Below are 26649 nucleotides of genomic sequence, written 5' to 3' on the forward strand. Positions count from 1 at the left end.
ATTATTTTTTTAGCCAGTTGTTCATAAATTCACAGTTTCGGTATTCGCCATTGATTTTGATATACGTTTCCATGATTTTTTCATTAGCCCATTTTCCAATGGCATCAAATTGTTTTTCTTTTAAAGCCAAATCTTTAATTTTAGTATAATCGATGGCATAATCGGCTGTGTGAGAATCGATTCTATTGGTTACCATCAATAATTTGTATTTTTTCATTTTTCTATGGTCTTCATCTAAAATCGGCACAGAAACTTCATTGTCTTTTAAATTTGAGACGTAGCCATATAGTGTTGGATCCATTTTGGTTAATTCGAATTTTGAATCCATTGTTTTCGGATTCAACAAAACACCACCATTTGCTTTGGTTTCTTTTTCATCAGATAATGATCTAGCAGCATCTGCAAAAGATAATTCACCATCCATAATTCGTTTACGTACTAATTGAGCTTTTTCTTTTGCTTCTCTTAGAGCATCATCTGAAACTTTTGGAGCTATCAAAATATGCCTTAAATCAACTTCCTGCCCTCTGATTTTTTCTACTAAAATAATATGAAAACCGTATTCTGTTTCGAAGGGCTTAGAGATTTCACCTTCATTTAAACTAAAAGCAGTCTCCTTAAACTCTTTTACAAACTGTGTTTTACGGTTCATTTTAATAAAACCACCTATTGACCTAGAACCCGGATCTTCTGAATAAAGTACAGCTCTCGTTGTAAAACTTGCTCTATTATTCAACACATCATCTCTAATTTCATTCAATTTATCAATTACTTTCTGTTTTTCTTCTTTTGAAATTTTGGGTTCAATAACAATTTCAGAAACCTCCATTTCTGCACCAAAAGTTGGTAAATCTTCTTTGGGGATTTTTTTAAAAAAAGTACGCACTTCTTCCGGAGTAATTTCCACTTCGTCTACCACTTTATTTCTCATTTCCGAGGAAAGTTTGTTCTGCTTTAACACATCAAAAAAGAACGAACGGAAATCTTCTTCATTTTTCTTGTTATAAAATTTAAGCATTTTTTCCATTGAACCAATTTGACTAAGCATATAACCAACACGTTCTTCCATCATATTGTTTATTTCAGAATCTTTTACCACTATGGTACTGTCTTGCAATGCTTGATGAGCATAAAGACGTTCTTCCATTAATTTGCCTAATAATTCGCAACGAGAAACGTTTTCAACTGAAATTCCTTGGCTGGAAAGCTCAATATATTCCATGTCAATATCTGAATCTAATATAATATACTCTCCAACAGTTGCAATAATGCCGTCGATTTTCTTTCTTTTAAAAGGTTCAACAGTATCCTTTTTTACCGGAGCTTGCTCGCTAATAATTTCTTGTGCTTGACTTGAAAATGCAAAAGAAACCATTAGAATAAAGGTTATTGCAATTTTATTTATAAATTTCATATTTGTTGTTTTTAATAGCATCATCGGTGATTTCCTTCTCAAATTTTTTAATTAAATCTAGTTTTCTTTTGTTTATTATTAATTCTTTTATGGTTGGTTTAACATAGTCAAACGGACTAACTTCATTCTTATCTATTACGTTTCTAATTTTTACAAAATAGATGTTGAGTGAATCGGGTTGTTGAATTGCTTTTCCTTCCACAATATAATTTTCTCTATTGTCGGGTGTAATAAATGGCAATTTTCTATAAATCTGATTCATTTCTACCCAAACAGAATCATTTAGTGCCGAACTTTTAAATTGCAATTGATAGGTTTCCCAAAACTTAGCATCACTTTTTTTAGCGTCAAAAAACTTACCTTTTATCAATTCAAACTTAGGATGATCTTTTGGCAAATTAATGTATCGCAACTTTATTAACGAACCATTTGTTCTAAAATTATCTTTGTTTTCATCGTAATACGATTTTATTTCTGCGGTAGAAACAACCGTATCTACCTCTCTTTGCACAATTTGCTCTAAATATGCTTTGGTGTATAAATCTACTTTATATTGTTGAATGAGTCTGTCAAATTCTTCCTGTTGCTCTTTAGAAATATTAACTTCTGCAGCTTTAATCAACAGTTTTTGAGTTGCCCATCGGTCTATAAAGCTTCGCACAATAGAAATACTGTCTTCTTTAGAAGTTCCTTCAGAAACCAAATCAACCAAATCGCTTTTAAACAAATAACTTTCGCCCACTCTTGCAACAGCTTGTGGTTTTTCTTCCGGCTTAAAATAGGAACAGGAAGTTAAAACAAAATACAGCATTACAATTGCCGGCAGTTTATTCATTATTTTTTAATTTGCTTTTTCACATCTTCAAACACGTCTTTGTTTACAGACACTTTAAACTCTTGCTTCAAATTGGCTACCCAATTTTCTTCTAAATATTGTTGGTAGTCGTTGATAACTCTTCCTTTACATTCGTCTAGTAATTTCGGACCGGCTTCTTTGATGTCATTCACTTGAACAACGTAATAATAATTGTCCTCTTTTACAACATCTGAAAGTCCTTTCTTAAAAGGAATTGTTTTGGGTAATGCTTCACTACCTTCTTCAAAAACACCCGAAGTTGCCATTACATTGATAACTCCTTTGGTGTTTAGAGCAGCTTTAATCTCGTCTATATTTTTTCCTTGTTTTACTAACTTATGGGCTTTTTTAGCAATGTCGGCTTTTGTTGAAGAGATAACAAGTATATCATATCGTTTTTTCCACAAATATTTTCCGGAATTGGCTTTATGGAATGCTTCTAATCCTAATGTATCGGTTTTCGATTTTTCCCAAATTTCTTTTTCCATCAAATCAAAAAGCAATAAACCATCACGGTATTCTTCCATAACTGCGGCAAATTCAGGAAATTCATTTTCTAAATTATCATTATAATATTGATTCAATTGAGCATCAACAAAAGTTGAATAATGAAAATCGACTAATTTTGCTACCGGTTTTGGTTGATTTGGATTTTTTTGTTGAGAAAATAAATAATTCAAAAATTGCGTTCCGGTTACTTTTGTTTTTCCGAAAGAAATTAACTCTCCATCAAATGCTTTTGTATCAGAAGGCAATTCCCAAGTTAATTCATAATATTTATCTGTTACGGCTTTTTTGATTTTTGCATACATTGCTTCATTTCGTTTCACCGTATATTTTGCTCTTAATTTTTCGTTCAACGATTCCGTAATTTTTCTTGAACGTTCATCACGGCTAATTTTGGTTTCCATATCCGCTTTGGCTTCTTCAAATGTTTTAACCGGATGTTTTTCGATTAATTTCATAATATGCCATCCAAATTGTGTTTGAAATGGTTTTGAAATTTCATTGGGTTTTTGCAATGAAAAAGCAACGGTTTCAAATTCTTCCGAACTCAATTGACCGGAACCAAAACGATTTAAAACACCACCTTTTGCCGAAGATGATTTGTCTTGCGAAAATTGTTTTGCCAAGGCTTCAAATTCTTCTCCTTGTTGAATTTTAGCATAAATTTCATTGATAGTGGTTTTGTTTTTTTCTGCTTCTTCTGCATTTCCTTCGGCAGGATTCATCAACATAATATGTGCAACCGTAACATCTCCTCTGTTGTTACGAATGTCGTTTACTTTAATTAAATGATAACCAAATCGAGTTCGAACCGGCTTTGAAACCTCACCCACTTTGGTGTTGTAAGCCGCTGTTTCAAAAGTATAAACCATTCTAAAAGCAGAAAAGTACCCCAAATCACCCTTGTTCTCTTTAGCACTTGGATCTTGCGAATATTTTTGAGCTAAATCACCAAAATCTTCACCGTTATCAGCTCTTTTTTTTAAATCTAAAATTTGTTTGTAAACTGCTAATGTATCCTCCGGTTTTGCATTTTCATCAACGGTTAACAATATGTGAGAAGCCTTGATTTCTTTTAACGAACGAACATAACCTTCTTCAAGCAGTTCTTTAGTGACTTTAGAATCAGTTAAATAATTTTTAGAAAGTTGTGTGCGGTATGATTTTAATTCGTTTTGGTATTTGGAATTATTTTGTAAACCTAACTTATTAGCCTTATTGATTTTTAATTTATAACCCACAAAAAGTTCTAAATAATGATCTAAGTCTTTTTGCGATTCATCTTTAACCAAATCTAAATTTTTGTTGTAAACACGAGCAAATTCATCGGTATAATAAGGATTTTCATCAACTGTAAAAAGTACTTTTTTGGATGATTGTGCAAATGCAAAAACAGAAAAAAGAATTGAAATTCCCAAACAAAAATGTTTTTTATTCATTTTCAAAAAATTTAATTTAAGATTTATATCAATTAGCTATAGTTTGACCTATTGCAACCCACAAAATTAACAATTCAGATACATTATACAAGTATAGCTGCTACTATTAACAAAAATTTATTAACGAAAAATGTTTATACTTTTTTGACTAAGAAATAGTATTTTTGCAAACCTTTATAAAGAGATATGAGTTTTACAGAAGAAATCAAGCGAAGAAGAACTTTTGGAATTATTTCGCACCCCGATGCCGGAAAAACAACCTTAACCGAAAAACTGTTGCTTTTTGGTGGTGCAATTCAGGAAGCTGGTGCTGTTAAAAATAACAAAATTAAAAAAGGAGCTACCTCCGATTTTATGGAAATTGAACGGCAACGTGGAATTTCTGTGGCTACATCGGTACTTGCTTTTAATTATAAAAACAAAAAAATCAACATCTTAGATACGCCTGGTCACAAAGATTTTGCCGAAGACACGTTTAGAACCTTAACGGCTGTGGACAGTGTGATTGTGGTAATTGATGTTGCAAAAGGTGTTGAGGAACAAACTGAAAAGTTGGTAGAAGTTTGCCGAATGCGTAACATTCCGATGATTGTTTTTATCAACAAATTAGACCGAGAAGGAAAAGATGCGTTTGATTTGATGGACGAAGTGGAACAAAAACTAAAACTTAGAGTAACACCATTGAGTTTTCCAATCGGGATGGGCTATGATTTTCAAGGAATTTATAATCTTTGGGAAAAGAACATCAACCTTTTTAGTGGTGATAGTAGAAAAAATATAGAAGATACTATTGCATTTTCAGACATTAATAATCCGGAATTAGATAAAATTGTTGGCGAAAAAGCAGCAATAAAACTGAGAGAAGAATTAGAATTGATTGATGAAGTGTACCCTCCTTTTTCCCGAGAAGAATATCTGGAAGGCGATTTGCAACCCGTATTTTTTGGTTCTGCCTTAAATAATTTTGGTGTTCGCGAATTGTTGGATTGTTTCATAGAAATTGCTCCTTCTCCACGACCAAAGCATTCAGACACACGTATGGTTGAACCAACGGAACAAAAAATGTCTGGATTTGTGTTTAAAATTCACGCCAACATGGACCCGAAACACAGAGACAGATTGGCTTTTATTAAAATTGTTTCCGGAACTTTTGAAAGAAACAAACCCTATTCGCATGTGCGATTGAATAAAAGTTTGAAATTTTCGAGTCCAAATGCTTTTTTTGCAGAGAAGAAAGAGATTGTTGATATTTCTTATCCGGGTGATATTGTAGGTTTACATGATACAGGAAATTTCAAAATTGGTGATACATTAACTGAAGGAGAAGTAATGAATTTTAAAGGTGTACCGAGTTTTTCGCCGGAACATTTTAGATACATCAATAATGCTGACCCGATGAAGTCTAAACAATTGGAAAAAGGAATTGACCAATTAATGGATGAAGGTGTTGCTCAGTTGTTTACCTTAGAAATGAATAACCGGAAAATTATTGGAACGGTTGGAGCTCTACAATACGAAGTTATTCAGTATCGATTGGAACATGAGTATGGAGCAAAATGTTCGTATGAAAATTTCCCTGCACATAAAGCCTGCTGGATAAAACCACAAGATCCAAAAAGTGAGGAGTTTGCAGAGTTTAGAAGAATTAAACAGAAATTTTTGGCTCATGATAAATTTGGTCAATTGGTGTTTTTAGCCGATTCAGAATTCACTATTCAAATGACGCAAAGCAAATTTCCGACAGTAAAAATGTTTTTTACCTCTGAAATGGAATAGGTTACAAGAATTATTCTACATTAATGTAGAATTAATTTTACATCATTTTTTTCACGAAAAGAGCTTTTAATCGAACTTTTTCAGAAAATGATTTATATATTTGCAACTTATTAAAATGATTTATGAAAAGTATTTACAAAATTTACATTCTTACATTCTTATTATTGTCTGATTTCGTTCTTTTTGCACAACCTGGTGACGATGATGGTAGCGGTGGACTTGAAGGAGATGACACTCCGGCAGCTCCTATTAACGGAAAACTAATTTGGTTAGCAATAGTTAGTATTTTGTTTGCATTTTACTATTTCAACAAAAGAGTTCAAAAAGCTGATTAACACAATCCTTTTAAAAGTTTTTTTTTAACTACTCATAAATTTCTATTTTGATATTCTTCAGTAAAAAAAAAACGATTTTAAAAGATTTAATTCCTGATGACTTTGTAGATATTCATTCGCATCTAATTCCAGGAATTGATGATGGAGCTAAAACTATTAAAGATTCTCTCAAGTTAATTGGAGAGTTAGAAAAAATTGGATTTTCACAAATTATTACCACTCCGCATGTTTTGCCTTTTGTTTGGAATAATACCAAACAAATTATACAAGAAGGTGAATTATCATTACTTGAAGTTCTAAAATCAGTTGATAATAAAGTTTATTTTAAAGCAGCAGCAGAATATATGCTTGATAGTTCTCTTTTTGAAAAAATAAAAAAAGAAAAACTATTAACCTTAAAAGACAACTATTTATTAGTTGAGATGTCCTATTTAAATCCGCCAATCCAATTGTTGGACTATATCTACATGCTTCAAGTGGAGGGATATAAACCCATATTAGCACATCCGGAACGTTACTTATTCTATCACAATAACTTTGATGCTTATTTACAATTAAAAAAGTCAGGTTGTCTTTTTCAACTAAATTTACTTTCCACGGTTGGTTATTATGGAAAACATGTTGCTGAAATAAGTGATAAACTATTAAAGAAAGAACTCATTGACTTTGTGGGTTCTGACATTCACAATCAACGACATATTGATGCACTCAGTGGAAAATTAATCATAAAAGAAATGGCTCCTTTAAAAGAAGCCATTCATAACAATCAATTATTTAGATTTTCTATTTAATATATTTTTGTACCAAGGTAAATTTTCAAATTCTTTGTCTGGTCCATAGCCATAACCGTATCCGTAACCGTATCCGTATCCATAGCCATAACCATAACCGTAAGTCTTAGCTGGATCAGTTCCATTTAAAATCATGGCCATGTTCGGTAGTTTATGATCTTTGTTTAATGATTTTGGAATTAATAATGAATGTTTTTTCAAGTAATTAGCTCTAACTACATAGATAAATACATCTGCAAATTTACTAACTAACAAAGTATCTGTTACCAAACTAACTGGAGCAGTATCTACGACAATATAATCATATTCTGCTTTTAATTTTTCAAACAATTCGGCTATTTTTTTACTATTTAGTAATTCGGCTGGATTTGGTGGAATAACACCGGAAGGCATTACCCAAAAATCTTTGTGCCCTTCTTGTTTAAAAATGATATCTTCTACTTTTAATTTATCGTTAGACAAATAATTACTTAATCCAACATTTCCCTTTATTTTAATATATTCTGTAATTTTGGGATGTCTTAAATCCATTCCAATTAACAGCACTTTTTTGCCATATAAAGATAGTGTACTAGCTATATTTACAGCAACAAATGTTTTTCCTTCTTTAGGAATTGTAGAGGTCACAAAAATTGTCTTCGCCTTACCTTCGGGTGTTGATGCCAACATAAAATCAAGATTTGCCAATAAAATTCTGAATGATTCTGCGGTACTTGATCTACTATCTGAAGTCATGATTTCATCACTGGTTTCAGACAAAGGTATATCTCCTAAGAAGGGTAAATTTAGGTGTTTTTCCAACTCAGTGCGTGAGTGGATTTTTGTATCCAGCATCTGAGCAATATAAATAATTAGAATTGGAATAAGTAAACCTATAACAAAAGCTATTAAGTAAATATTTTTTCTATTAGGCGACACTACTCCCAACGAGTAAGAAGTATCAATAACTTTTGCTTTGGGTGAAGTAACAGCTAATGAAATGGCTGTTTCCTCTTGTTTTTGCCTTAAGTAAAGATATAATGCTTCTTTGATGTTTTGTTGTCTGTCTATTGATCGAAACTTACGATCTAAAGTTGGAACTTGTGATACTTTTCCACTGTATTTGGACTCTTGTTGTTGCAGTTGTCTCTTTGATATTAATAACGAGTTTTGCAAATTTTTTAAACTCTCTCTAATATTTTGTTTGTAGGAAGTAATTTGTTGATCTAAGTTAATGATAGTTGGGTGATTAACAGATGCTCCTTTTATAAATCTATTTCTCTCTAAAACTAACAGGTTATGTTCATTAATTTGCTCAGAAGCAGTATTATCAATCGGCATAATATTAGATGGGATGGTTTGCTCAACAGAAGAATCTTTGATTGAATTTAGCATAAAATCTATGATACTTAAATTCTTTCCGTTTTCAACCAATTCCTTTTCATACTCTGATGAAGTCGACAAATTTAATCCAGCGTCAGAAATCAAATCGGTTAAACGATTTTCTCTTTTAAAACGCTCGGCATAACGTTCAACAGTATCAAGTTCTCCAGTGATAATACCTAATCTTTCATTAATAAAATCCTGAGTATTTTTAGCGATCAAGTTTTTATCCATCAATGCATCTTCATTGAATTTCGTAACCATTGTATTCAGATAGTCCATCCCTTTTTTAGGCAAAGGATTAACTGTTGACAGTTGAATAATACTGGTTCTATCTCCCATTTGAGTAACAGTCATTCTATTTTGGTAAGATGATGCCAAAGAAACTACTGGGCTAATTTTGATAATTATTGTATTGGTATTAAGGCTGTTATTAGAATTTTTTAAAATTCTCATTTCACCTAAATGCGTTTTTATTGATTCATTAAATGAATATTTTCTTGCATTTTCTTTTTTGGCGTTGAGAATTTCAAAGTTATTTCCTTCCAAATAGTTAAAATAAAATGTGCCAGATCCTTCGTATAGCTTATCTGTTTTCTGTTCAAAGACAACGGTAATAGGTGAATCATCATATAACTCTGGAGTTAAAATTCTTCCCTCAGCAAAATAGGCTATATTAAAACCTAGTTCTTTGATAACATTTTGAGAAAGTGTTCTTGATTTTAGAATTTGTATTTCGTTTTCAAGGTTACTTTTTTTAACACCTAAAACGCCCAAATCTCCAAAAGCATCGATTTCAGATGCTCCTCCTTTTTTATCATCTTTAATTAAAATAGTAGTTGCTAACCCATATTGATTAACTTCATATCTCAAATAGAAATATGCAATTAGCATGCTTACTAAAACGGATAATACAATCCATTTCCAATGTTTTAGAAAACGAAATATTTGTTCTGTTATATTAACACTTGAATCTACAGTTTCAGTGGAATTAGAATGGGTATTTTGCATGTTATTTTGTTAATAATAAAATTGTAGTTATGGCAAACCCGAGAATAGAAATTCCTGCTAAAATATTTGGTCCTATAGCTGTTGAATTAATTCTTCTTTTATTGGGTTCAATATATAATACATCATTTTGTGTTAGGTAATAATAAGGTGAATTAATTATAGCTGGATCAGTCATGTCGACTCTAACAGAAGTTTTAACTCCTTGATCTTCTCTTAAAATTAGAATATTTTCTCGTTTCCCAAATAAAGTCATATCGCCAGCTAATGCAAGAGCCTCAGGAATAGTTATTCTATCGCTTTGAATTGTATAACTACCTGGGCTTGAAACTTCACCCAAAATAGTTATCTTATAATTCATAATACGTAAATTGATTACAGGATCTTTTGCTAATGTTACAATTTTTGATTTTAGCAATTCAATTGTTTGCAATTTTGTTAACCCAGCAACTTTGATACTTCCAAAAACGGGAAACTGAATAAATCCTTCACTATCTACCAAATAAGTATTTCGTTGTAATTGTAGACCGCTAGAGATACCTTCCGTACCAATACCAATATTAAAAGGTGCAGACGCTTTTGGTTCAAATGTTGAAACATTAATATACAATACATCATCAGCCTTGATAACGGGTTCATAATTTGAGTTATTGTTAGACTGTGATTGGTCAATTCCTTGAAAATAGATAACGTCTTTTTGAGGAACGCATGAAACCATAAAAACCAGTAAAACAAGAACGAGAACAGATTTAATCTTCATATTATTGAAATAAATATTTTGAACTATAAACTTAACTTTATTATTTTTTTTTTTTAACTATCCAATTCCTGAAAAACAGAATTCATGCTTTTAAATTCAGGTACAATTCTTTTCATTTTGGAGACAATTATGTCATTTGATTTAAGATGAGCATCAATAATTAACTCTTCAACTAAATCACTCACTACATCAAACTCATCACATATTTCTTGAGCAATCATTATCTTGTCATGATGTGTAGCTAAGTTTTTGGCCGAATTATTCAGCAATTCTTCATACAACTTTTCTCCCGGACGCAATCCAACAATTTTGATTTTGATTTCTTTATCTGGCGAATAACCTGCTAAACGAATCATTTTTTTGGCTAAATCAATAATTTTAACGGGTTGACCCATATCAAAAATAAATATTTCGCCACCATTGCCCATAGCTCCGGCCTCTAAAACCAGCTGACAAGCTTCCGGAATGGTCATGAAATATCTAATAATTTCTGGGTGAGTGATGGTTATTGGCCCACCTTCCTGAATTTGTTTAGTAAATAAAGGTACTACTGAACCATTTGAACCTAATACATTTCCAAATCGGGTTGTAATGAATTTTGTTTGGTTTTTATCTGAGGATTTTTGATGTTTAAAATGCATCGATTGAACATACATTTCTGCAATTCGTTTGCTTGCACCCATTACGCTACTTGGATTTACAGCTTTATCAGTTGAAATCATTACAAAACGTTCAACTTTATGTTTGTGAGCCAAATCTGCCACATTTTTGGTTCCTAACACATTGGTATGAATAGCCTGAGCTGGGTTTTCTTCCATTAAAGGAACATGTTTGTAAGCTGCAGCATGATAAACAACATCCGGTTTATACTTGGTAAATTTCTTGTCTAAATATTCAAAGTTACGAATGTCGCCTACTAAACATCTAACCGGACAATTACTGTTAATTTCGGCAATTTCCAGGTTTAAACTATGCAAGGGCGTTTCGGCTTGATCTAATAAAACAATTAATTTAGGATCAAAACTTAGTACCTGACGAACAATTTCACTTCCAATAGAACCTGCTGCTCCTGTAATTAAAACGGTTTTTCCTCTCAATTTATTTGAAATAGAATTGGTATCTAAAACGATTGGTTTTCGCTCTAACAAATCCTGAATTTCAAAGTTTTTAATATTTTTAGAAATCTCTTTTTCATTTTCCCAGTCGGTAATGAGTGGAATGGTATAAACTTTATAATTGTAGTCAATACATTCATCTACAATTTGTGACCGTTCTTCTTTGTTCAAACTTTTATCGGCTATAATAAGGGCTTCGGCTTTATTTAATCGCATTAAAACAGGAATTCTTCTTTTATATTGAAGAATTGGCAAGTCTAAAATACGTTTGGTGTTATTTTGATTTTTTTTATCAATAAAACCAATTAACTTAAATCGTTGTGGAACCTCAGATTTCAAGGCATTAGCAACAGCAATTGCATTGGCATCAGTTCCATAAATCAATGCGTTTGCTTTAGGGCCTTCTTGAGAGACTGTAAAATATTTTTCAAATACTTGTTTTACTACTACTCTGTAAAAAAACAATAAGCAAAATGACAAAATAGCTTGGATGAAAATCCCCGTGTTTAAGTAAATTTTTTGATAGCCACTAACAAGAAAAACAAAATTAAAAACAGCAAAAAATGCCAAAACAGAGGATTGTGAAAAAAATAATTTTAACGCATCAATGTATGAGGAGTGCCTAATAATTCCGGAATAAGTTCTAAACAACCAGAAAAAGAAAACGTTTACACAAGCATAGAGTGGAACAGCAAACGGAAAATTTTCAGAACGAATATAAAAAAATTTTTCATCTACTTGATTTAGAAAAAAGTAGGTAACCAAACCGGCAAACATAACAAAGGAAAGATCTAGTAACAATACAACCCATCGAGGTAAATAACCTAGATTTTTAATATTGAAACTCATTCTTAAATTATTAAAATAATTTAGTATATCGCTGATTATGTTATTCTTCTCTTTCAAAATTTATTCTTTATTCAAACCATTTTAACATGTAAAAGTAAGATTTATTTTTTTAATTCTTAAAAAAATCTTAATTTTTAAAAACATCATTAATTAAATCCGTAATTCTAGCTCTATCTTGATCTGATAAGTTTGAGCCAGAAGGCAAACAAAGTCCATTTAAGAACAAATTTTCAGAAATTTTCCCTCCATAATATGGATATTTCTCAAAAATTGGTTGCAAATGCATTGGTTTCCACAGAGGCCTACACTCAATGTTTTCTGCTTCCATCGCTAAACGAAGTTTTTCACTAGTTACGCCATTGGTTTGATTAGCATCTATCACAATACAACTTAACCAATGATTGGAAAAATAGTGCTCGTTAGGTTCAGAAAAAACAGTAACGCCATCAATCGAGGAAAATAGATTTTTGTAGAAATCGTGCATTTTTCTTCTCAACGCAACATGGTCATCAAGCACTTCCATTTGACCACGTCCGATTCCTGCACAAATGTTACTCAAACGATAATTATAACCAATTTCACTGTGTTGATAATGTGGGGCAGCATCCCGGGCTTGTGTAGCTAAAAAAACTGTTTTTTCTTTATCAACTTTTGTAGAAGTAACTAATGCACCTCCTCCTGATGTGGTTATGATTTTGTTGCCGTTAAAAGACAAAGCGGCCAATTGACCAAAAGTGCCACATTTTTTTCCGTGGTAGGTGCTTCCTAAAGCCTCTGCACTATCTTCTAAAACGGGAATATCATATTTTTGTGCAACTGCCATCACTTCTTTCACTTTAAAAGGCATACCGTATAAATGCACCGCAATAATGGCTTTTGGTTTCTTTCCTTTTGCAATTCGGTCAACAATAGCTTCCTCAAGAGCAATTGGACAAATATTCCATGTTTCCGATTCACTGTCTACAAAAACCGGAATTGCACCAAGGTAAGCAATCGGATTAGCTGAAGCAGAAAAAGTCATACTTTGACAAATTACCTCATCGCCCGGTCGAACATTCAACAGAATCAAACCCAAGTGCAAAGCAGCTGTACCGGAACTCAAAGCAGCCACGTGATGTGTATCGCCTAAATAGCTTTCTAAATCTAACTCAAAACCCGTTACGTTTGGTCCAAGAGGTGCTACCCAATTGGCTTCAAATGCCTCATTCACATAGTGTTGCTCTCGTCCCCCCATGTGAGGTGAAGAAAGCCATATTTTTGGTTTATTCATTTATTTTATTTTTATAGCTCTTTACTGTTTTTTATTTATAGAACTAATTACTTTAACCACAGTTTGAACGATTATCTTAATATCTAGCCCTAAACTTTTATTATAATAATAATCCAAATTCATTTTTACTTTATCAGGAAAAATTACCTCATCATTGTATTCGATTGGATTGTCTACTGATTTAAGAATTTCTTCTTCATTAGAATATTTTATACTTGCAAGCGATGTAATTCCAGGTTTCAATTCGAGTATTTTTATGTTTTCTCCCTCTAATTTATCATAATACCCTTCAATATCCGGTCTTGGACCAACAAAAGACATATCTCCTATTAATACATTCACTAACTGCGGAACTTCGTCTATTTTATATTTTCGTAAAAACTTACCAAATGGTGAAATAGTTTCCGTTATTGGGTTAATGGTTCGAAATTTATAAATCGTAAATGGCACTCCATTTTTACCGATTCGTTTTTGTGTAAATATACCATTCGTTTTTGTGTCCCAAACTGCTATTAATAAAAAAATTACAATTATGAAAATAGTAAAAACTATACAGATTATTGAAAAAAAAATATCGAATATTCGTTTTAACATATGAATCACCTAGCTCTGTACAATGGGAAAAAATTTGGAAAATCCTCTAACTTAACACCATTTTGTTGTACTAAATCGTTATATTTTTCTTCGTTTGTAATCAAATTCCAAACACTAAATTGAAAAAAATCCTTTGAAAAGCCTGATTTAAATCTAAATAATGAATCTTCATCGCTACCGCCAACACCTCCGCCTAAATGTAAATAATCAAGTTGTAACTCGGAACCATAAAGCCGAGCATGATCCATCACAATTTTTATGGGTGTATCTACAAGAAATTTATTTTTAGTGCCACCCAAATGATACTGCATTATTTTATTTGTTATAGTGAATATGGCTCCACTTGTTATTTCTCCTAATTCATTTTCTGCAATAATAATTTTAGAATCAAAATCATTGTTTAGAAGAAATTTTAAAAAATAATTTTTCTTAAAATAATAATATTCCTTTGCCTCAACCCTATCCATTGTTTCGTAGTAGATTGATATAAATTCATCAATCTCATCTAACTCCAAAAATCGAGTGGTATATCCTTTCCTTGCTAATTTATTAATTTGATTTTTATAAGCCCTACTGTATCCTTGCCTTTGAATATCAACAGGCTCTTTTAAGTCAATGGCTACTGTTTTATTGATGCCCAACACTTTGCCGAAATTTAAAAAAAATGATACTTGATTCATTAAAGGATGAAGCCTTGAGAATACCGAAATTATATTATTTCTTTTAAAAAAGTTGATTAATTCGGTTTGGTAAAGTTGTACAAATTCATCTAACAATTGCGTAAAATCATGGGAAGAAATCGGACCACAATAGCCATAAACAGATGTTACATCAAAATATTCTGAATTTTGAATTTTCCTTATTATTACAGGTAAAGAAATTGTTTGACTATTATATTCTCCATGCAAAAGAATAGCTTTTTCATTCTCACTTACTTCTAAACTATGATATAATTCTGTTTGATAAAAATCATAAAAAAGAGATGATTTAACTACCCTATCCCATTCCTTCGAACCTATCTCAATTTCTTGAAATTTAATTTTGTTTTTCATTAAAATAATTTTGATTTAAGTTCTTTACACTAATCTTCATTCGTATAGATGAATCAGCTAAATCATAATTTATACTATCATCTTTAAATAAAGTATTGTTTATAAATGAATTATCATTTGTTAAAACACTGTCAAATCTTTTACTATCAATTTTATAAATATAATCACTTTGGTGTAAAATTAAATTATTATTCACAATAGTACCAAATTTCACTTCTCCATCATATAGTCCAAGAAAACCATTTTGGTCAGAAACAATTGCGTAATCATTAGATCCTGAGACATTTAATTTTGAATTAAGTTGATACCAATAATGTCGGTTTTCTTCTTCAAAACCCATTGTTTTATACCAATTCAATGCTTTTTTATTACTCTGAAAAACATCCAACTTAAAACTATTTATTTGATTGTATTGACTTATTAAATTTTTATATGAATAAAATAATAATTTTTTTCCCAATCCGGTATTGTTTACATCTTCGCATATTGCAATGTTATTTAAAAAGATAAAATCATCAATTATTTTAAAATGTGCAAAACCTTTGATTATACTGTTTTTTTCAACAACAAAAAAGTGATTATTTGGCAATTCAAACACTTTCGTTAAAAACTTTTCATAATTAGAATCATAATAAATATTCTTGTTTTCTAACAATGTTCCTTTAAGAACTAATTGATGTAATTTGATAATTGATTGTAACTGATAAGGTTTTTTAATTTCTTTAAAATTGATTTCTCTCTCTTCGTTCAAATCTTTAAAAAACGAATTAGTATCAACTACTACATTTTCTGATTTTACCACTTTTTTAATGGTTTCAATCAAAATCTTAACATCAAACAGAAATGACAAGTTTAGAACATAATATACATCATGTTCTAAACGAGAGTCCCAATTTAAAGTATTTCTTCCGTTCACTTGTGCCCAGCCTGTTATTCCCGGTTTAACCGAATGTCGCAAACTTTCTCTTTCTGAATAAAAAGGCAAATACTTAATTAAAAGAGGTCTTGGTCCCACTAAACTCATCTCGCCTTTTATTACATTGATCAATTGAGGAATTTCATCCATTGATGTTTTTCGAACAAACCCTCCAATCTTAGTGATACGTTTTGCATCTGGTAATAAATTCCCTCTTTCATCCCGTTTATCATTCATCGTCTTAAATTTGATGATATGAAAAATTTTACCATTCTTACCCGGACGAGGTTGAAGAAAAAACGGTTTTCCTTGATTGGCAAAATAAAGAAATATAATCGTGAGAACAACTATCGGAGACAGTAGAATTAGTCCTACAAAGGCGGCGGTAAAATCTAAAATACCTTTGATATATGTTCTATACATACGATTTATAAGGTGTCAATTTTGATGCAAAAGTAGTGAAATATCACTTGATAATCCCTATTTAACTTTAACATTATCTTATTTTGATGTAAATTGAAAACGAATTAGTCAATTTTTTTATACTCATTGAGCATAGCTTCCCAAACAACTCTTTGTTCATATCTATTCACAATCATAGAACGTGCATTGGATCGAAGGTATTCATATAAAACTGTATCTTCCATAACGGCCGACATCGTTTCGAGTAGTTTTTTTTCGTCTTTCACAGGAATAATTAATCCATTTTCTTTGTGAATAATAATTTCATTACAGCCATTTATATTGGAGACAATCGAAGGCAATTCCATCGCACCGGCTTGCATCACTACATTGGGAAAACCTTCACGATAACTTGGAAAAGCTAAACAGGTAGAGATTGAAAAATAGAGCCTTACATCTTGTTGAAAACCTACAGCGATAATTTCCTTTACATTTTCTATTGCTTCAAGTGTTTCGGGCAACAACGGATCTAAGTCACTTTCCAAAGGACCAACCAATAACAATTTTGCAGTTGGATGATTAATTTTTAACTTTTTGAAAGCTGAAATGAGTTCATTAATTCCTTTATCAGAAACTAATCGTCCCATAAATACAAACACGAAATCTCCTTGCTGAATTCCTAATTGGTTTTTTAATTCCTCTTTTTGAGCAAATGAAAAATGATTGTTAGAAAAGTAAATAGTACTGATTCCGTTAGAACTACCATTGGCTAATACTTTTAATTTTGATTTTTTGCAATAATCATATTTTAAAATAATATCATGCAAGCCTTTTGAATTTGGATAGACTTTGGTTGCAAAGGCATAAGTCAATTTTTCAACCCAATCAAGTACTTTTCGTTTTCTTCCGGTTGCTTCTAACAAAGGTAAACCCGCCACGGTATGAAACCGGTTCGGAACGCGTGCCAAAAAAGCGGCCATCATACCTACAATACCTGCTTTAGGGGTGTGCGAATGCACAATTGCAGGTCTTGTTTTGAGCAGAAACCAAGTAAGTTTTATCACAGCGAGAAGATCGTACAAAGGAGTGATTTTTCTGGTCATTTCCAGATGAAAAGTGGTGACCCCCTCTCTCTTACCAATTTTTTCTAAATAACCTTTTTCAGAAGAAACGGCTATAACTTCATAGTGTTGTTGCATGAATTTTAGCTGTCCTTCCAAAAGTTTGTCTAAGGAAACGGGTACAGTAGTAATTCGAATTAATTTTTTTTTAGTCATTAGTCATGTTTTCAAGAGTTGGCTTATACTTTTCATTCCAAAACTTATTGATAAAGGCAATTAATACAACGCCAAGATAAGGTAAGAACATTATTTTTGTTCGTACAAAGATACCTAATCCGGAATATCTTTGGGTAAATAATAATCCGCCGATTAAACAAAAAAGGATAATAAATTTTGAAAAATCATCTTTACAGAAAATCGAACGGTATTTTACAACCAAAAATACTCCTACTGAAAGAAGCATAAGTAAGAAGCTATTTTCTACACTCAACACCCAATAAATGAGGTTGTCCGAGTTTTCAAAAAGAGGTCTAAAATAAAATGTAAAAAGTTTCATGGGATAAGAATAATTTTCAATTGGCACAAAGGAACCGGAGCCTTCAAACGAACGTAAAGAACCTAAATTAAATCGCTTAATTCTGCTCCAATCCAATCGTTTGATTTCTGATAATTGCAAAAACATATAAAAACTAATTCCCAATAGTACGGTAACACTTCCAAAAGTACTTGCTTTTTGCTTCCAATTCATTTTTGAAGAAAAAAGCAGTACAATTAACAAAGTTAAAAGCAACATAAAGGCCAAATGCGGTCTGATGATAAAAACGATTAAAAAAGACAAAACAAATGCAACAGAAGTAAATTTTTGTTGATAGGCTTTTAGAAATAATGTTGATAAAGCAGCGAAAATGATGGCTTCTTTTCCAATCATTGCCGTCCAAAAATGTGTGTTGGGTAAAAGTAGAAAAGCATAAAGTAAGTATTTTGAAGCTTTGGTCATTTCCTCACTTTTCATCATAAGTAATGCTAACCGATAAAGTTGTATAAACCCAAAAAATCCTATCAAAGCATAAAGCACAAATCCAAAAAAAAACGAAATGGAAAGTAATTTTGCAAAAGGATAATTTAGAAACAAAACCGCATCAGTACCATAACTAGAGAAATCGAACCACGATTTATGTTGAGTAGATTCGGTTTGAAGCCAATATAAAAAAGCATCGCCACCATTTTTTGTTACATAATCAAAAGAAATGAAAACAAAAAATAGATGGTATATTCCTAAAAAAAGAAGAAAATAAAAATGTTCATCAATTTTCAATTTCATCCTGAATAGTTCTTGATTTATTTTTTAACTCTTGTTGATATGAAAACGACCAAAGAATAAAAATAATTAATCCGGGCAAAAACATATTACGCATTCTTATCATGATTCCCAAATTACCTAATGATTGAGAGAAAGCTAATGTTCCGATGATGAGAAAAAAAAGCATTCCCTTAATCACAAATGGAGCGTTTTTAAACGTTGATTTAAAATTATTTTTAAAAACTACGATATACGAAAGTATCAAGAGTAATAGGTTTTCAAAGGAAGCTACTACGGCAGGAATTCCATTAATATCAAAAAACAACGGGCGAAACAAAAAGGTAAAAACTTTTAAAGGAAATGGATAGGAAGAAATATCTAAGCTTGAACCGGTGTGTCCACGACTTAACAAATCTACTTTTTTTTCTGAAAACTCATCAAAACTTTCTACGGTAGCTTCTTCAATTTTGGCAAATTCCATTACAGTTGGCAAGATGGCAATTCCAACACCAATAAGAATTAAAGAAAAGAAGATTCTTTTTCCTGCCGAAACCTTTCCTCCAAACACATAGGCTAAGCCAAAACTTACCACTAAAAACAACGTTATGTGAGGTCTAACCAAATAAGAAAGAAATAAGGCTAAAAGAAGTAAAGGTAATCGTTTTGTAATATTTAAAAGTCCGTAACAAAACATACCGATACAAAAAAACAAAATAGTATCTTTTCCAATACCGGAAGACCAAAAGTGTAAATTGGGCATAAAAAACACTAGAGGAAATAAAACATATCCTTTGAACTTTGAATTGAAAGGAATAAGCTGATAAGCAAGTAGATAAAAGAAAACAAAGCCAAAAAAACCAAGTAAAGTATAAAACATCGTATTGGTAAAAAAACCTAAATCCAATACTTTAGATGGAAAATAATTAAAGGCATTCATAAATCCGGTTCCTTGTGATTCTAATAAATTGAACCAAAAATCTTCTGAATCCATCGCTTTTGCTCTTTTCCAATAACCCCAAGCATCTCCTCCACCATCTTTGGTTAAAAAGTAATAGCCAGTTCCTACTAACATGTGAAAAAACCACAACTTTTTCAAAATACTCATTTCATTATCAGGTAATTGTGATTTAAATAGATTCACAAAACCTAAACCTAAAATAACAATAATAATAAAAAAAAGTATATCCATTAGTTAGCTATTGCTTTGAAATAATTATGCTGAGCACTTTTTAAACTAAAGTGATACTCAACAAATATACTATTATTTTTTCCGTGTAAGTGCTGTTGTTCAGCATTACTAAGATAATGTAAAAATGAGTTTAACCATTCTGCTTCGTTTGTGGCTAAAAAACCATTAACATCTTCTTTCACCACTTCCACATTCATCCCAACCGGAGAAGCAATTACGGGAATTCCGCATCCCATGTATTGAATGAGTTTATAACTGCATTTTCCTTTTTCCCAAGGTGTGTCGTTCAGTGGCATGATACCTACATCAAACGTTAAAATAGAGGCTACTTCTGTTTCTTCACTCCATGGAATATGTTTTTCGATGGAAGGTAAGCCAAGGGATTCTGTTGCTCCTACAATATGAAGAGCAATAGCATGATCTTGAGCTAATTTTTTAAAAACAGGTTGAAGCGGTTTTAAATATTTGAATGTAGATGGCGAACCAATCCAGCCAATCACAAATGGTTTAGAATCTGTAAACTCTTTGATTTGATAACGATTAGTATCAATAACGGTGGGAATAATAACCACGTTCTTAGCTCCGGCATTTTGAGCTCTTTCTGCTAAATAGGAATTTCCGGCAATAACTGTTCCTGATTTTTGCATGACTACATCGATTTTATTTTTTAAAACAAATCGTATAACCGGATTGGGATGCCTATCATAATTATGAAAAATAGCATCATCATAATCAACAACATAGTTAACGCCAAACAATGCCAATACTCGTTCAAAAACTGCTGGTATATAGGGAAATAATTCTTTTTCTATCACTACCCTATCATACCGAAACACAGTAAATAGTAAAAAAAAGCGTTTGAAATAACCTTTTAAACTTCCAATACTATCTTTTTTTCCTTGGTATAAACTTTCCAAATAAGCATCATCAAAAAGTGGTTTTACAGTAACTTGATTTCCCTGACTTTCCAAAAAAGGAAAATACTGAAACGACCGCAATCTACTGCTGGCTCCTTTTCTGGTGTATTTGGTAAAGTATAAAATTTTCATTTAATATACTGATTTAAAACCTCTTCGTAGCGTTTGAAAATGATGTCTGCATGAAAAACAGCTTGTGCATTTTCAGCAATTGTTTTAGTATCCAATTCAACAGATTGGTCTAAACTTTTTTCCATTACGTTGGATAAATCTGTCGCATCATGAACTTTACATAACCAACCGTTTTTTCCGTCGTGAATTACCTCAGCATTTCCGCCCGGACAATTGGTAGCTATCACTGGGGTTCCTAAACACAAACTTTCTATGATTACGTTTGAAAATCCTTCGTATAATGAAGAAGATACGAGATAACGTGCCTTTTTCATATAAGGATACGGATTGGCGTGAAAACCCATCAAAAATACATTCTCTTCTAATTGTAAGCTTTTTAATTGAGATTGTAATTCTTCTTTTAGGTTTCCATCTCCAATTATACCTAACGTAAATGTTGAATTTCTTGTTTTTAAAATTGCACAAGCATCAAGCAAGGTTTTATAATCTTTTTGCGGATTAAGTCTTCCCACGGCGATAAAAGTAAATTCTTTTTCTACTTTTTCATTAGACAGTTGTTCTACTTTTTCAACTTGAACCGGATTGTAGATAATGCTCTGATTTTTTGGGTTTACGCCTGTTTCTTTGATGTAATCCTTCGCCATGTAATGACATTGAAACACAATATGATTAGAATTTTTTCCAATAAAACGATTAGCTAATAAATACATTACTCGTTTAATTGGATTTTTAAACAGTAATTTTTCTGCCCCAATGGTGTTGCCAATACGGTTAATAAAAACAATTTTAGAAGAAACGAATCGTTTCGCTACACTAGCTGCCAAAGCTGAACCTAAACTACTGAAAACAACTTGTGGTTGGTGTTCTTTGCAAAATTTTATTAGTGGACGAATCGATTTGGTTGCATTGGCCGCTCCTAAACTGTATATCGGAATAGTAGTGGGTATTTCTGCAAGTAAAGGACCCGTTTTTTCACCTAACAATAAAACCAATTTAGTATTCGGATACGCTATATGATAGCTAAGCAACACATTAAGCATTACTCGCTCGGCACCTCCGGGTCTGAGGTTGGGTAGAAAAAAGACAATCATTAATTTGATTTTTTATTCATATCATCAATAAACTTAAGCATTTTTGCTACTTCGTTTAAGTTTCCATTATAATTGGGTTGTTGAATTGTTTCTTTTATTTTTGAGGCATCTAAATAATTCCAAATTACATTTTCATCACTTTTAAGAATATATTCACTGGAAAGAGTTGTTACTTTTGCAGTATACTGTTTCCTTAAATTGCCATTGGTGTCTCCATTGTTCAGTTTCCATATAATTTTGGGCAAATAGGGAAAAATTTTATTGAGTGATTTTTGAATAAAATTCTTTCCAAATTCATTATCTGCGGTTAAAATTGGTGCGTATGGCATTTTACCTTCGGTCATAGTTTGATAAATTTTATAATTTATACCATCACGAACCCCTCTATTTAGTTGTCTTTTTGATGCTAAAAAAACCGTTTGATTTAAACTTTCAGTCGCATAAGGCAGAAAAATATCATATTTTTGATTAAAAAACTGTGAATATCCAAAGCCTTGCTCACTTCTAAATCTTTCCAGATGAAAAAAAGAAGAGGCTAAAAGTTGCATGAAATTTGATTTATTTTGAAAAACACTATATTTTTCAAGAAAATAGTTTTCCAATTTTAAAGCAAACCGCTCCGAAACCTCTTTATTTAGAAAAGGGTGTTGTGTTATCAGAGCTGAATAAGACTTTACAAATGCTTTAAAGTTAGATTGATCTAATTTTTTGAGTTGTTTTTCTCCAAATTCCCAATCTGTGTCTGCACCATTACCGCCTAAACTTACTTTAAAACAAGTGCCTTGATTATAAAAACCTTTTATTGATTCGCTAAATGCTTTGTAAAAAGGATCATCATCAATTTTTTTTACTTCAGGTATTTTTGCTTCAAAATCAACAATAGATTTAGAAATATGTATTTTTCTATGTGGCACTTCAAAAGCTTTGCTTAATCTAGCTGCAATATAAAAATCTAGTTTTCCCGCTCTATTGTAGGTCATTGTTTCCAATGGCTTACCTTCTGTTTTATAAAAATAACTCAAGATTGTTCTACCATCAAAACCACCTGAAAGGGGCACTACCGTATGATGGTATTTTCTCAAATAGTTAGCTGCCATTTTAAAATCGGCTATAGTTTCTTGTAATTTAGATTCAAAATCTCCGTTTGGAACTAACAAATCAGAAATGGGCTTATAGGTGTCGACTGTTAATTGCCCCTTTATTATATTCAACCTACCGTATTCCGGCAAAGTATAAAAATCTTCAAAAATTGTGTCATTACCGGGATAAACGCCAAATCGAACTGTTAAAAAATCAAGAATCAATTTATCTGAATTCACCTTGATTTTATTTAATTTTTTTAAAAAATCTAATGAATTAGAAACATAAATTTCGTTATCAATTTGACCATAAAAAACTTTATGAAAACCAAAGTTGTCCGCTAGACAAGAAAATGAATTTTCTGTAAGTTCAAACAAAGCAAACTGACCATTATATTTTTCTGGGCGATTTATTTCGATATTTTTTATATCTCTCAAATCTGTTTCTGCCGTTTCCTTACCAATGAGTAAACCAGAATAGGCTACGGTAGATTTTTCTCTTTCTTGAAGATAGCTCTTTTGAGAATAGTCAAATTGTGTGGTAAATGATAGTAGATGGAACTTTCCATAACTTTTTTGCCAACAATTTCTGTTTTTAAGTTGATTTATGCTTTCTGCCACCTCATTCGCCTTTGCAATGAAATCGGTTGAGAAATTTGTGTCAGAATATTTTAAAATCCAAATGTGCATGATTTATGTTGTTTTTTTTAAATAAAACATGAAGGTTAATTTTATTATAATTCACATTTTATTTTTTGATAATTTAATTTATTTCTATTAGTTATAAATTTGAAAACTAAAAAACTCTCAAGAACTAATAGTTTTAATATACCTGATAATTATTTTTTTTATTTGTTAAATCAAGTTTAAGCTGTTCAATACTTGAATAGTTGTTCAATTTTGAATCGTTTTCAAGCATATGAATTAACATTTTCAAATAAGTGACTTCCCCTCCATGAAAACCATCTAACGTTTCTTTATCGTTAGAACCATACTTACTCAAATTTGACATATCCCATAATTCAAAATCGTATTTTTTAAAAATCATATTTGAAGTAGTAAAAATATCTTCTATATAACTATACTTTTTACTTTCATTTAATTTTGAGTTAATTTGATTTGCAAAAGGGGGTATAATAGCAATGACATAAATATTTTTTTCTTGACAATATTTCAAAAGATCTTCTAAAACGATAAATGCTTTCTCATTTGTCTTTTTACCATATTCAAATCGGTTAATACCTTTTTCGATTCTATTATATGTATCCGAATAATTATAATCATTGGCACTACTATCATTTTCAATAAGTTTATAAATTTGTTCACCATAATACATACTTCCATCTTTACGAAATCCTTTATTGTTAACTATTGCATTTAGTCCAATTTTTTTAGTGTTTTCAATTTTATCAGAATTGTGTAGAATTTCAAATCCATATTTGCTTTTGAATAAATCAGACCAAACATTATATAATGTTGGAATTGATGCATTTTTATTAAAACCTACCTGATAATATTTATTAGAAGGATTATATTCGGATAATTTATCCCAATTTTCGTTGAACATCCATTGATCTAACGTAATGAGAAGTACTTCTGGCTTATTATTTAGTATATTAGTATCAATAAAAGGCACAAAATCGGATATACTTGACACAGTATAACCTGCATTGTAAAAAGGTTTTGTAAACATTTTATCTCTAAACTGTAACATTCTTGAGGAGCCTAATCCAATTACTGACTGCTTACTTTTAGTTTGCAATTCTTTACATTTTAAATATTTATAATTATCTTCATTATAAGCATATCCAATAAGATAATCTTGTTTACTTAATATTATATCATCCAAAGATTTATAATTTTCTCCTGTTTTATATAAAAATAATGAAGGAATTGAGAAAAAAACAAATACTGGGATACAAAATACTATTATTTTATTTAAAAAATTTTTCATTTGTTACTTAAAATTGAAAATAAATAAATTCTTGTTCTTTACCACTAGACCAAAATATTGCCATAATAATAGCATAGTATAGTGCGTATCTGAACGGACGTTTCCATTTTAGACCTAAATTTGAAATCGCATACTGTCCTTCTCTACCTAGCCATTCAATAAAAACAAATAAGACTATTAAAAGTATAGTTTTCTTATATTTCCAATATATATTAATGGATAAAAATGAATCCGGATTTTTAAACAAATCTGAGATATATTGAACAGCATGAGCAATATTTTCTGCTCTAAAAAATATCCATGCAAAAACGGTTAGGCCAAATGTAATTAGAATAGAACCAAGCTCATTTACATTTGCAAATAGTTTTCCTGTTGCAACTGTTTCTAAGTTATTTCGATTTTTATTCGTTAATAAAAGTGGTAAAAAATAAATTGCATTTAAAACTCCCCAAACAATAAATGTCCAATTGGCACCATGCCAAAACCCACTTACGATAAAAATGATAAAAGTATTTCTAACTTTCATCCAAGTTCCTCCTCGGCTACCTCCAAGTGGCACATAAAGATAATCTCTGAACCATGTGGAAAGCGAGATATGCCAACGTCTCCAAAATTCTGCAATATCCCTTGAAAAGTAAGGGAAATTAAAATTTTTCATAAGATCAAAACCAAAAAGTCGCGAGGTACCTATAGCAATATCGGAATAACCCGAAAAGTCTCCATAAATTTGAAATGTAAAGAACAAAGCTCCTAAAGCCAGAGTACTTCCTGAGTAGTTTGAAGAATTATTGAAGATTAAATTTGCATACTCAGCACAATTATCTGCAATGACTATTTTCTTAAACAACCCCCAAAGAATTTGACGGAGTCCATCAACGGCAATTGAATAATTGAAAGTTCTCTTTTTATAAAACTGAGGCAATAAATGGGTTGCTCTTTCAATTGGTCCAGCAACTAATTGTGGAAAAAAACTAACAAAAGCCGAAAAGGCAACGAAATCTTTGGTTGGTTCTAATTTTCTCTTATAAACATCAATGCTATAACTTAATGTTTGAAATGTGTAAAAACTTATTCCAACGGGTAAAATGATACTTAAAGAACTGGCTTTTATTTCCATACCAAAAAAAGAGAATGCAGAAACAAAATTATCTAAGAAAAAATTATAATATTTAAAAAAACCTAGAAATCCAAGATTTACGGTGATGCTTGTCCATAAAAGTATTTTCCTTTTAGTAATATTTTCTTGCTTTAATAACTGTAATCCAATTACATAATCAACGATGCTACTAAAGAGAATAAGAGACAAAAATCGCCAATCCCACCAACCATAAAAAAGATAACTCGCTAGTACTATGAGTAAATTTTGTTGTTTCAAATTTTTATTTGTCACAAACCAATAAAGTATAAAAACTATTGGTAAAAATATAGCAAAGTCTATTGAATTAAAAAGCATATTTTATTTTATCTGTGTTGTTTTAGG

21 protein-coding genes are annotated in these 26649 nt (G+C 31.1%); 3 read left to right on the top strand and 18 right to left on the bottom strand.

Annotated elements, in window-relative coordinates; translation table 11 throughout:
* Nucleotide 1 precedes the first annotated feature (1 nt).
* From M0M57_RS00150 to M0M57_RS00160, 3 genes are read right to left on the bottom strand one after another with little or no spacing between them, the layout of a single operon-like run.
* Nucleotides 2-1414 (bottom strand): peptidylprolyl isomerase, encoded by a 1413-nt coding sequence (locus M0M57_RS00150; protein ID WP_407647448.1) that lies wholly within the window; start codon nt 1412-1414, stop codon nt 2-4.
* Nucleotides 1398-2249, bottom strand: a complete 852-nt coding sequence (locus M0M57_RS00155; RefSeq protein ID WP_248434261.1) for a hypothetical protein — start codon at nt 2247-2249, stop codon at nt 1398-1400. The genes M0M57_RS00150 and M0M57_RS00155 overlap by 17 nt, the downstream gene beginning before the upstream one ends.
* Nucleotides 2249-4216, bottom strand: coding sequence for a peptidylprolyl isomerase (locus M0M57_RS00160; protein ID WP_248434263.1), 1968 nt, complete (start codon nt 4214-4216; stop codon nt 2249-2251). Before M0M57_RS00160 ends, M0M57_RS00155 begins: the two co-directional genes overlap by 1 nt.
* A gap of 186 nt (nt 4217-4402) precedes the next feature.
* Here M0M57_RS00160 and M0M57_RS00165 point away from each other — a divergent pair, with 186 nt between their 5' ends.
* From M0M57_RS00165 to M0M57_RS00175, 3 genes are all read left to right on the top strand, one after another.
* Complete coding sequence (locus tag M0M57_RS00165; RefSeq protein WP_248434266.1) at nt 4403-5992, top strand: peptide chain release factor 3; 1590 nt, start codon at nt 4403-4405, stop codon at nt 5990-5992.
* Between the two features lie 122 nt (nt 5993-6114).
* Nucleotides 6115-6327, top strand: coding sequence for a hypothetical protein (locus tag M0M57_RS00170; protein ID WP_248434268.1), 213 nt, complete (start codon nt 6115-6117; stop codon nt 6325-6327).
* Between the two features lie 47 nt (nt 6328-6374).
* Nucleotides 6375-7118, top strand: a complete 744-nt coding sequence (locus tag M0M57_RS00175) for a tyrosine-protein phosphatase (RefSeq protein WP_248434270.1) — start codon at nt 6375-6377, stop codon at nt 7116-7118.
* On the opposite strand, the gene M0M57_RS00180 is transcribed toward M0M57_RS00175, so the two are convergent.
* From M0M57_RS00180 to M0M57_RS00255, 15 genes are all read right to left on the bottom strand, one after another.
* Nucleotides 7098-9491 carry a GumC family protein gene (locus tag M0M57_RS00180; RefSeq protein ID WP_248434272.1) on the bottom strand — a complete coding sequence of 798 codons (2394 nt, stop codon included), beginning with the start codon at nt 9489-9491 and terminating at the stop codon, nt 7098-7100. The genes M0M57_RS00175 and M0M57_RS00180 overlap by 21 nt on opposite strands.
* 1 nt (nt 9492) lies before the next feature.
* Nucleotides 9493-10248, bottom strand: coding sequence for a polysaccharide biosynthesis/export family protein (locus M0M57_RS00185; RefSeq protein ID WP_248434274.1), 756 nt, complete (start codon nt 10246-10248; stop codon nt 9493-9495).
* Nucleotides 10249-10301: 53 nt separating this feature from the next.
* Entirely contained in the window at nt 10302-12212 is a 1911-nt protein-coding gene (locus M0M57_RS00190; protein WP_248434276.1) for a polysaccharide biosynthesis protein, read from the bottom strand.
* Nucleotides 12213-12339: 127 nt separating this feature from the next.
* A complete protein-coding gene (locus M0M57_RS00195; RefSeq protein WP_248434278.1) occupies nt 12340-13482 on the bottom strand; it encodes a DegT/DnrJ/EryC1/StrS family aminotransferase in 1143 nt (380 codons plus the stop codon).
* 21 nt (nt 13483-13503) lie between these two features.
* Complete coding sequence (locus M0M57_RS00200; protein WP_248434280.1) at nt 13504-14076, bottom strand: sugar transferase; 573 nt, start codon at nt 14074-14076, stop codon at nt 13504-13506.
* A 5-nt stretch (nt 14077-14081) separates the two neighbouring features.
* On the bottom strand, nt 14082-15128 hold the full coding sequence (locus M0M57_RS00205) for an aminoacyltransferase (RefSeq protein WP_248434282.1): 1047 nt from the start codon (nt 15126-15128) through the stop codon (nt 14082-14084).
* Nucleotides 15112-16467: a GNAT family N-acetyltransferase gene (locus M0M57_RS16750; RefSeq protein ID WP_407647449.1), complete on the bottom strand. Its 1356-nt coding sequence runs from the start codon at nt 16465-16467 to the stop codon at nt 15112-15114. Before M0M57_RS16750 ends, M0M57_RS00205 begins: the two co-directional genes overlap by 17 nt.
* Before the next feature lie 104 nt (nt 16468-16571).
* Nucleotides 16572-17723: a glycosyltransferase family 4 protein gene (locus M0M57_RS00220; protein ID WP_248434284.1), complete on the bottom strand. Its 1152-nt coding sequence runs from the start codon at nt 17721-17723 to the stop codon at nt 16572-16574.
* Nucleotides 17716-18828, bottom strand: a complete 1113-nt coding sequence (locus tag M0M57_RS00225; protein ID WP_248434286.1) for a hypothetical protein — start codon at nt 18826-18828, stop codon at nt 17716-17718. Before M0M57_RS00225 ends, M0M57_RS00220 begins: the two co-directional genes overlap by 8 nt.
* The gene (locus M0M57_RS00230) at nt 18812-19996 is read right to left on the bottom strand and encodes a hypothetical protein (protein ID WP_248434288.1); all 1185 of its coding nucleotides are present in this window, start codon (nt 19994-19996) and stop codon (nt 18812-18814) included. The genes M0M57_RS00225 and M0M57_RS00230 overlap by 17 nt, the downstream gene beginning before the upstream one ends.
* The gene (locus M0M57_RS00235) at nt 19996-21045 is read right to left on the bottom strand and encodes a glycosyltransferase (RefSeq protein WP_248434289.1); all 1050 of its coding nucleotides are present in this window, start codon (nt 21043-21045) and stop codon (nt 19996-19998) included. Before M0M57_RS00235 ends, M0M57_RS00230 begins: the two co-directional genes overlap by 1 nt.
* Nucleotides 21042-22136, bottom strand: a complete 1095-nt coding sequence (locus M0M57_RS00240) for a glycosyltransferase (RefSeq protein ID WP_248434291.1) — start codon at nt 22134-22136, stop codon at nt 21042-21044. Before M0M57_RS00240 ends, M0M57_RS00235 begins: the two co-directional genes overlap by 4 nt.
* A complete protein-coding gene (locus M0M57_RS00245; RefSeq protein ID WP_248434293.1) occupies nt 22136-23905 on the bottom strand; it encodes an asparagine synthase-related protein in 1770 nt (589 codons plus the stop codon). The genes M0M57_RS00240 and M0M57_RS00245 overlap by 1 nt, the downstream gene beginning before the upstream one ends.
* Nucleotides 23906-24038: 133 nt before the next feature.
* Nucleotides 24039-25169: a hypothetical protein gene (locus M0M57_RS00250; RefSeq protein WP_248434294.1), complete on the bottom strand. Its 1131-nt coding sequence runs from the start codon at nt 25167-25169 to the stop codon at nt 24039-24041.
* Between the two features lie 7 nt (nt 25170-25176).
* Nucleotides 25177-26622, bottom strand: coding sequence for an MBOAT family O-acyltransferase (locus tag M0M57_RS00255; protein ID WP_248434296.1), 1446 nt, complete (start codon nt 26620-26622; stop codon nt 25177-25179).
* Nucleotides 26623-26649 lie beyond the last annotated feature (27 nt).

The organism is Flavobacterium azooxidireducens (assembly GCF_023195775.1).
GTDB lineage: Bacteria > Bacteroidota > Bacteroidia > Flavobacteriales > Flavobacteriaceae > Flavobacterium > Flavobacterium azooxidireducens.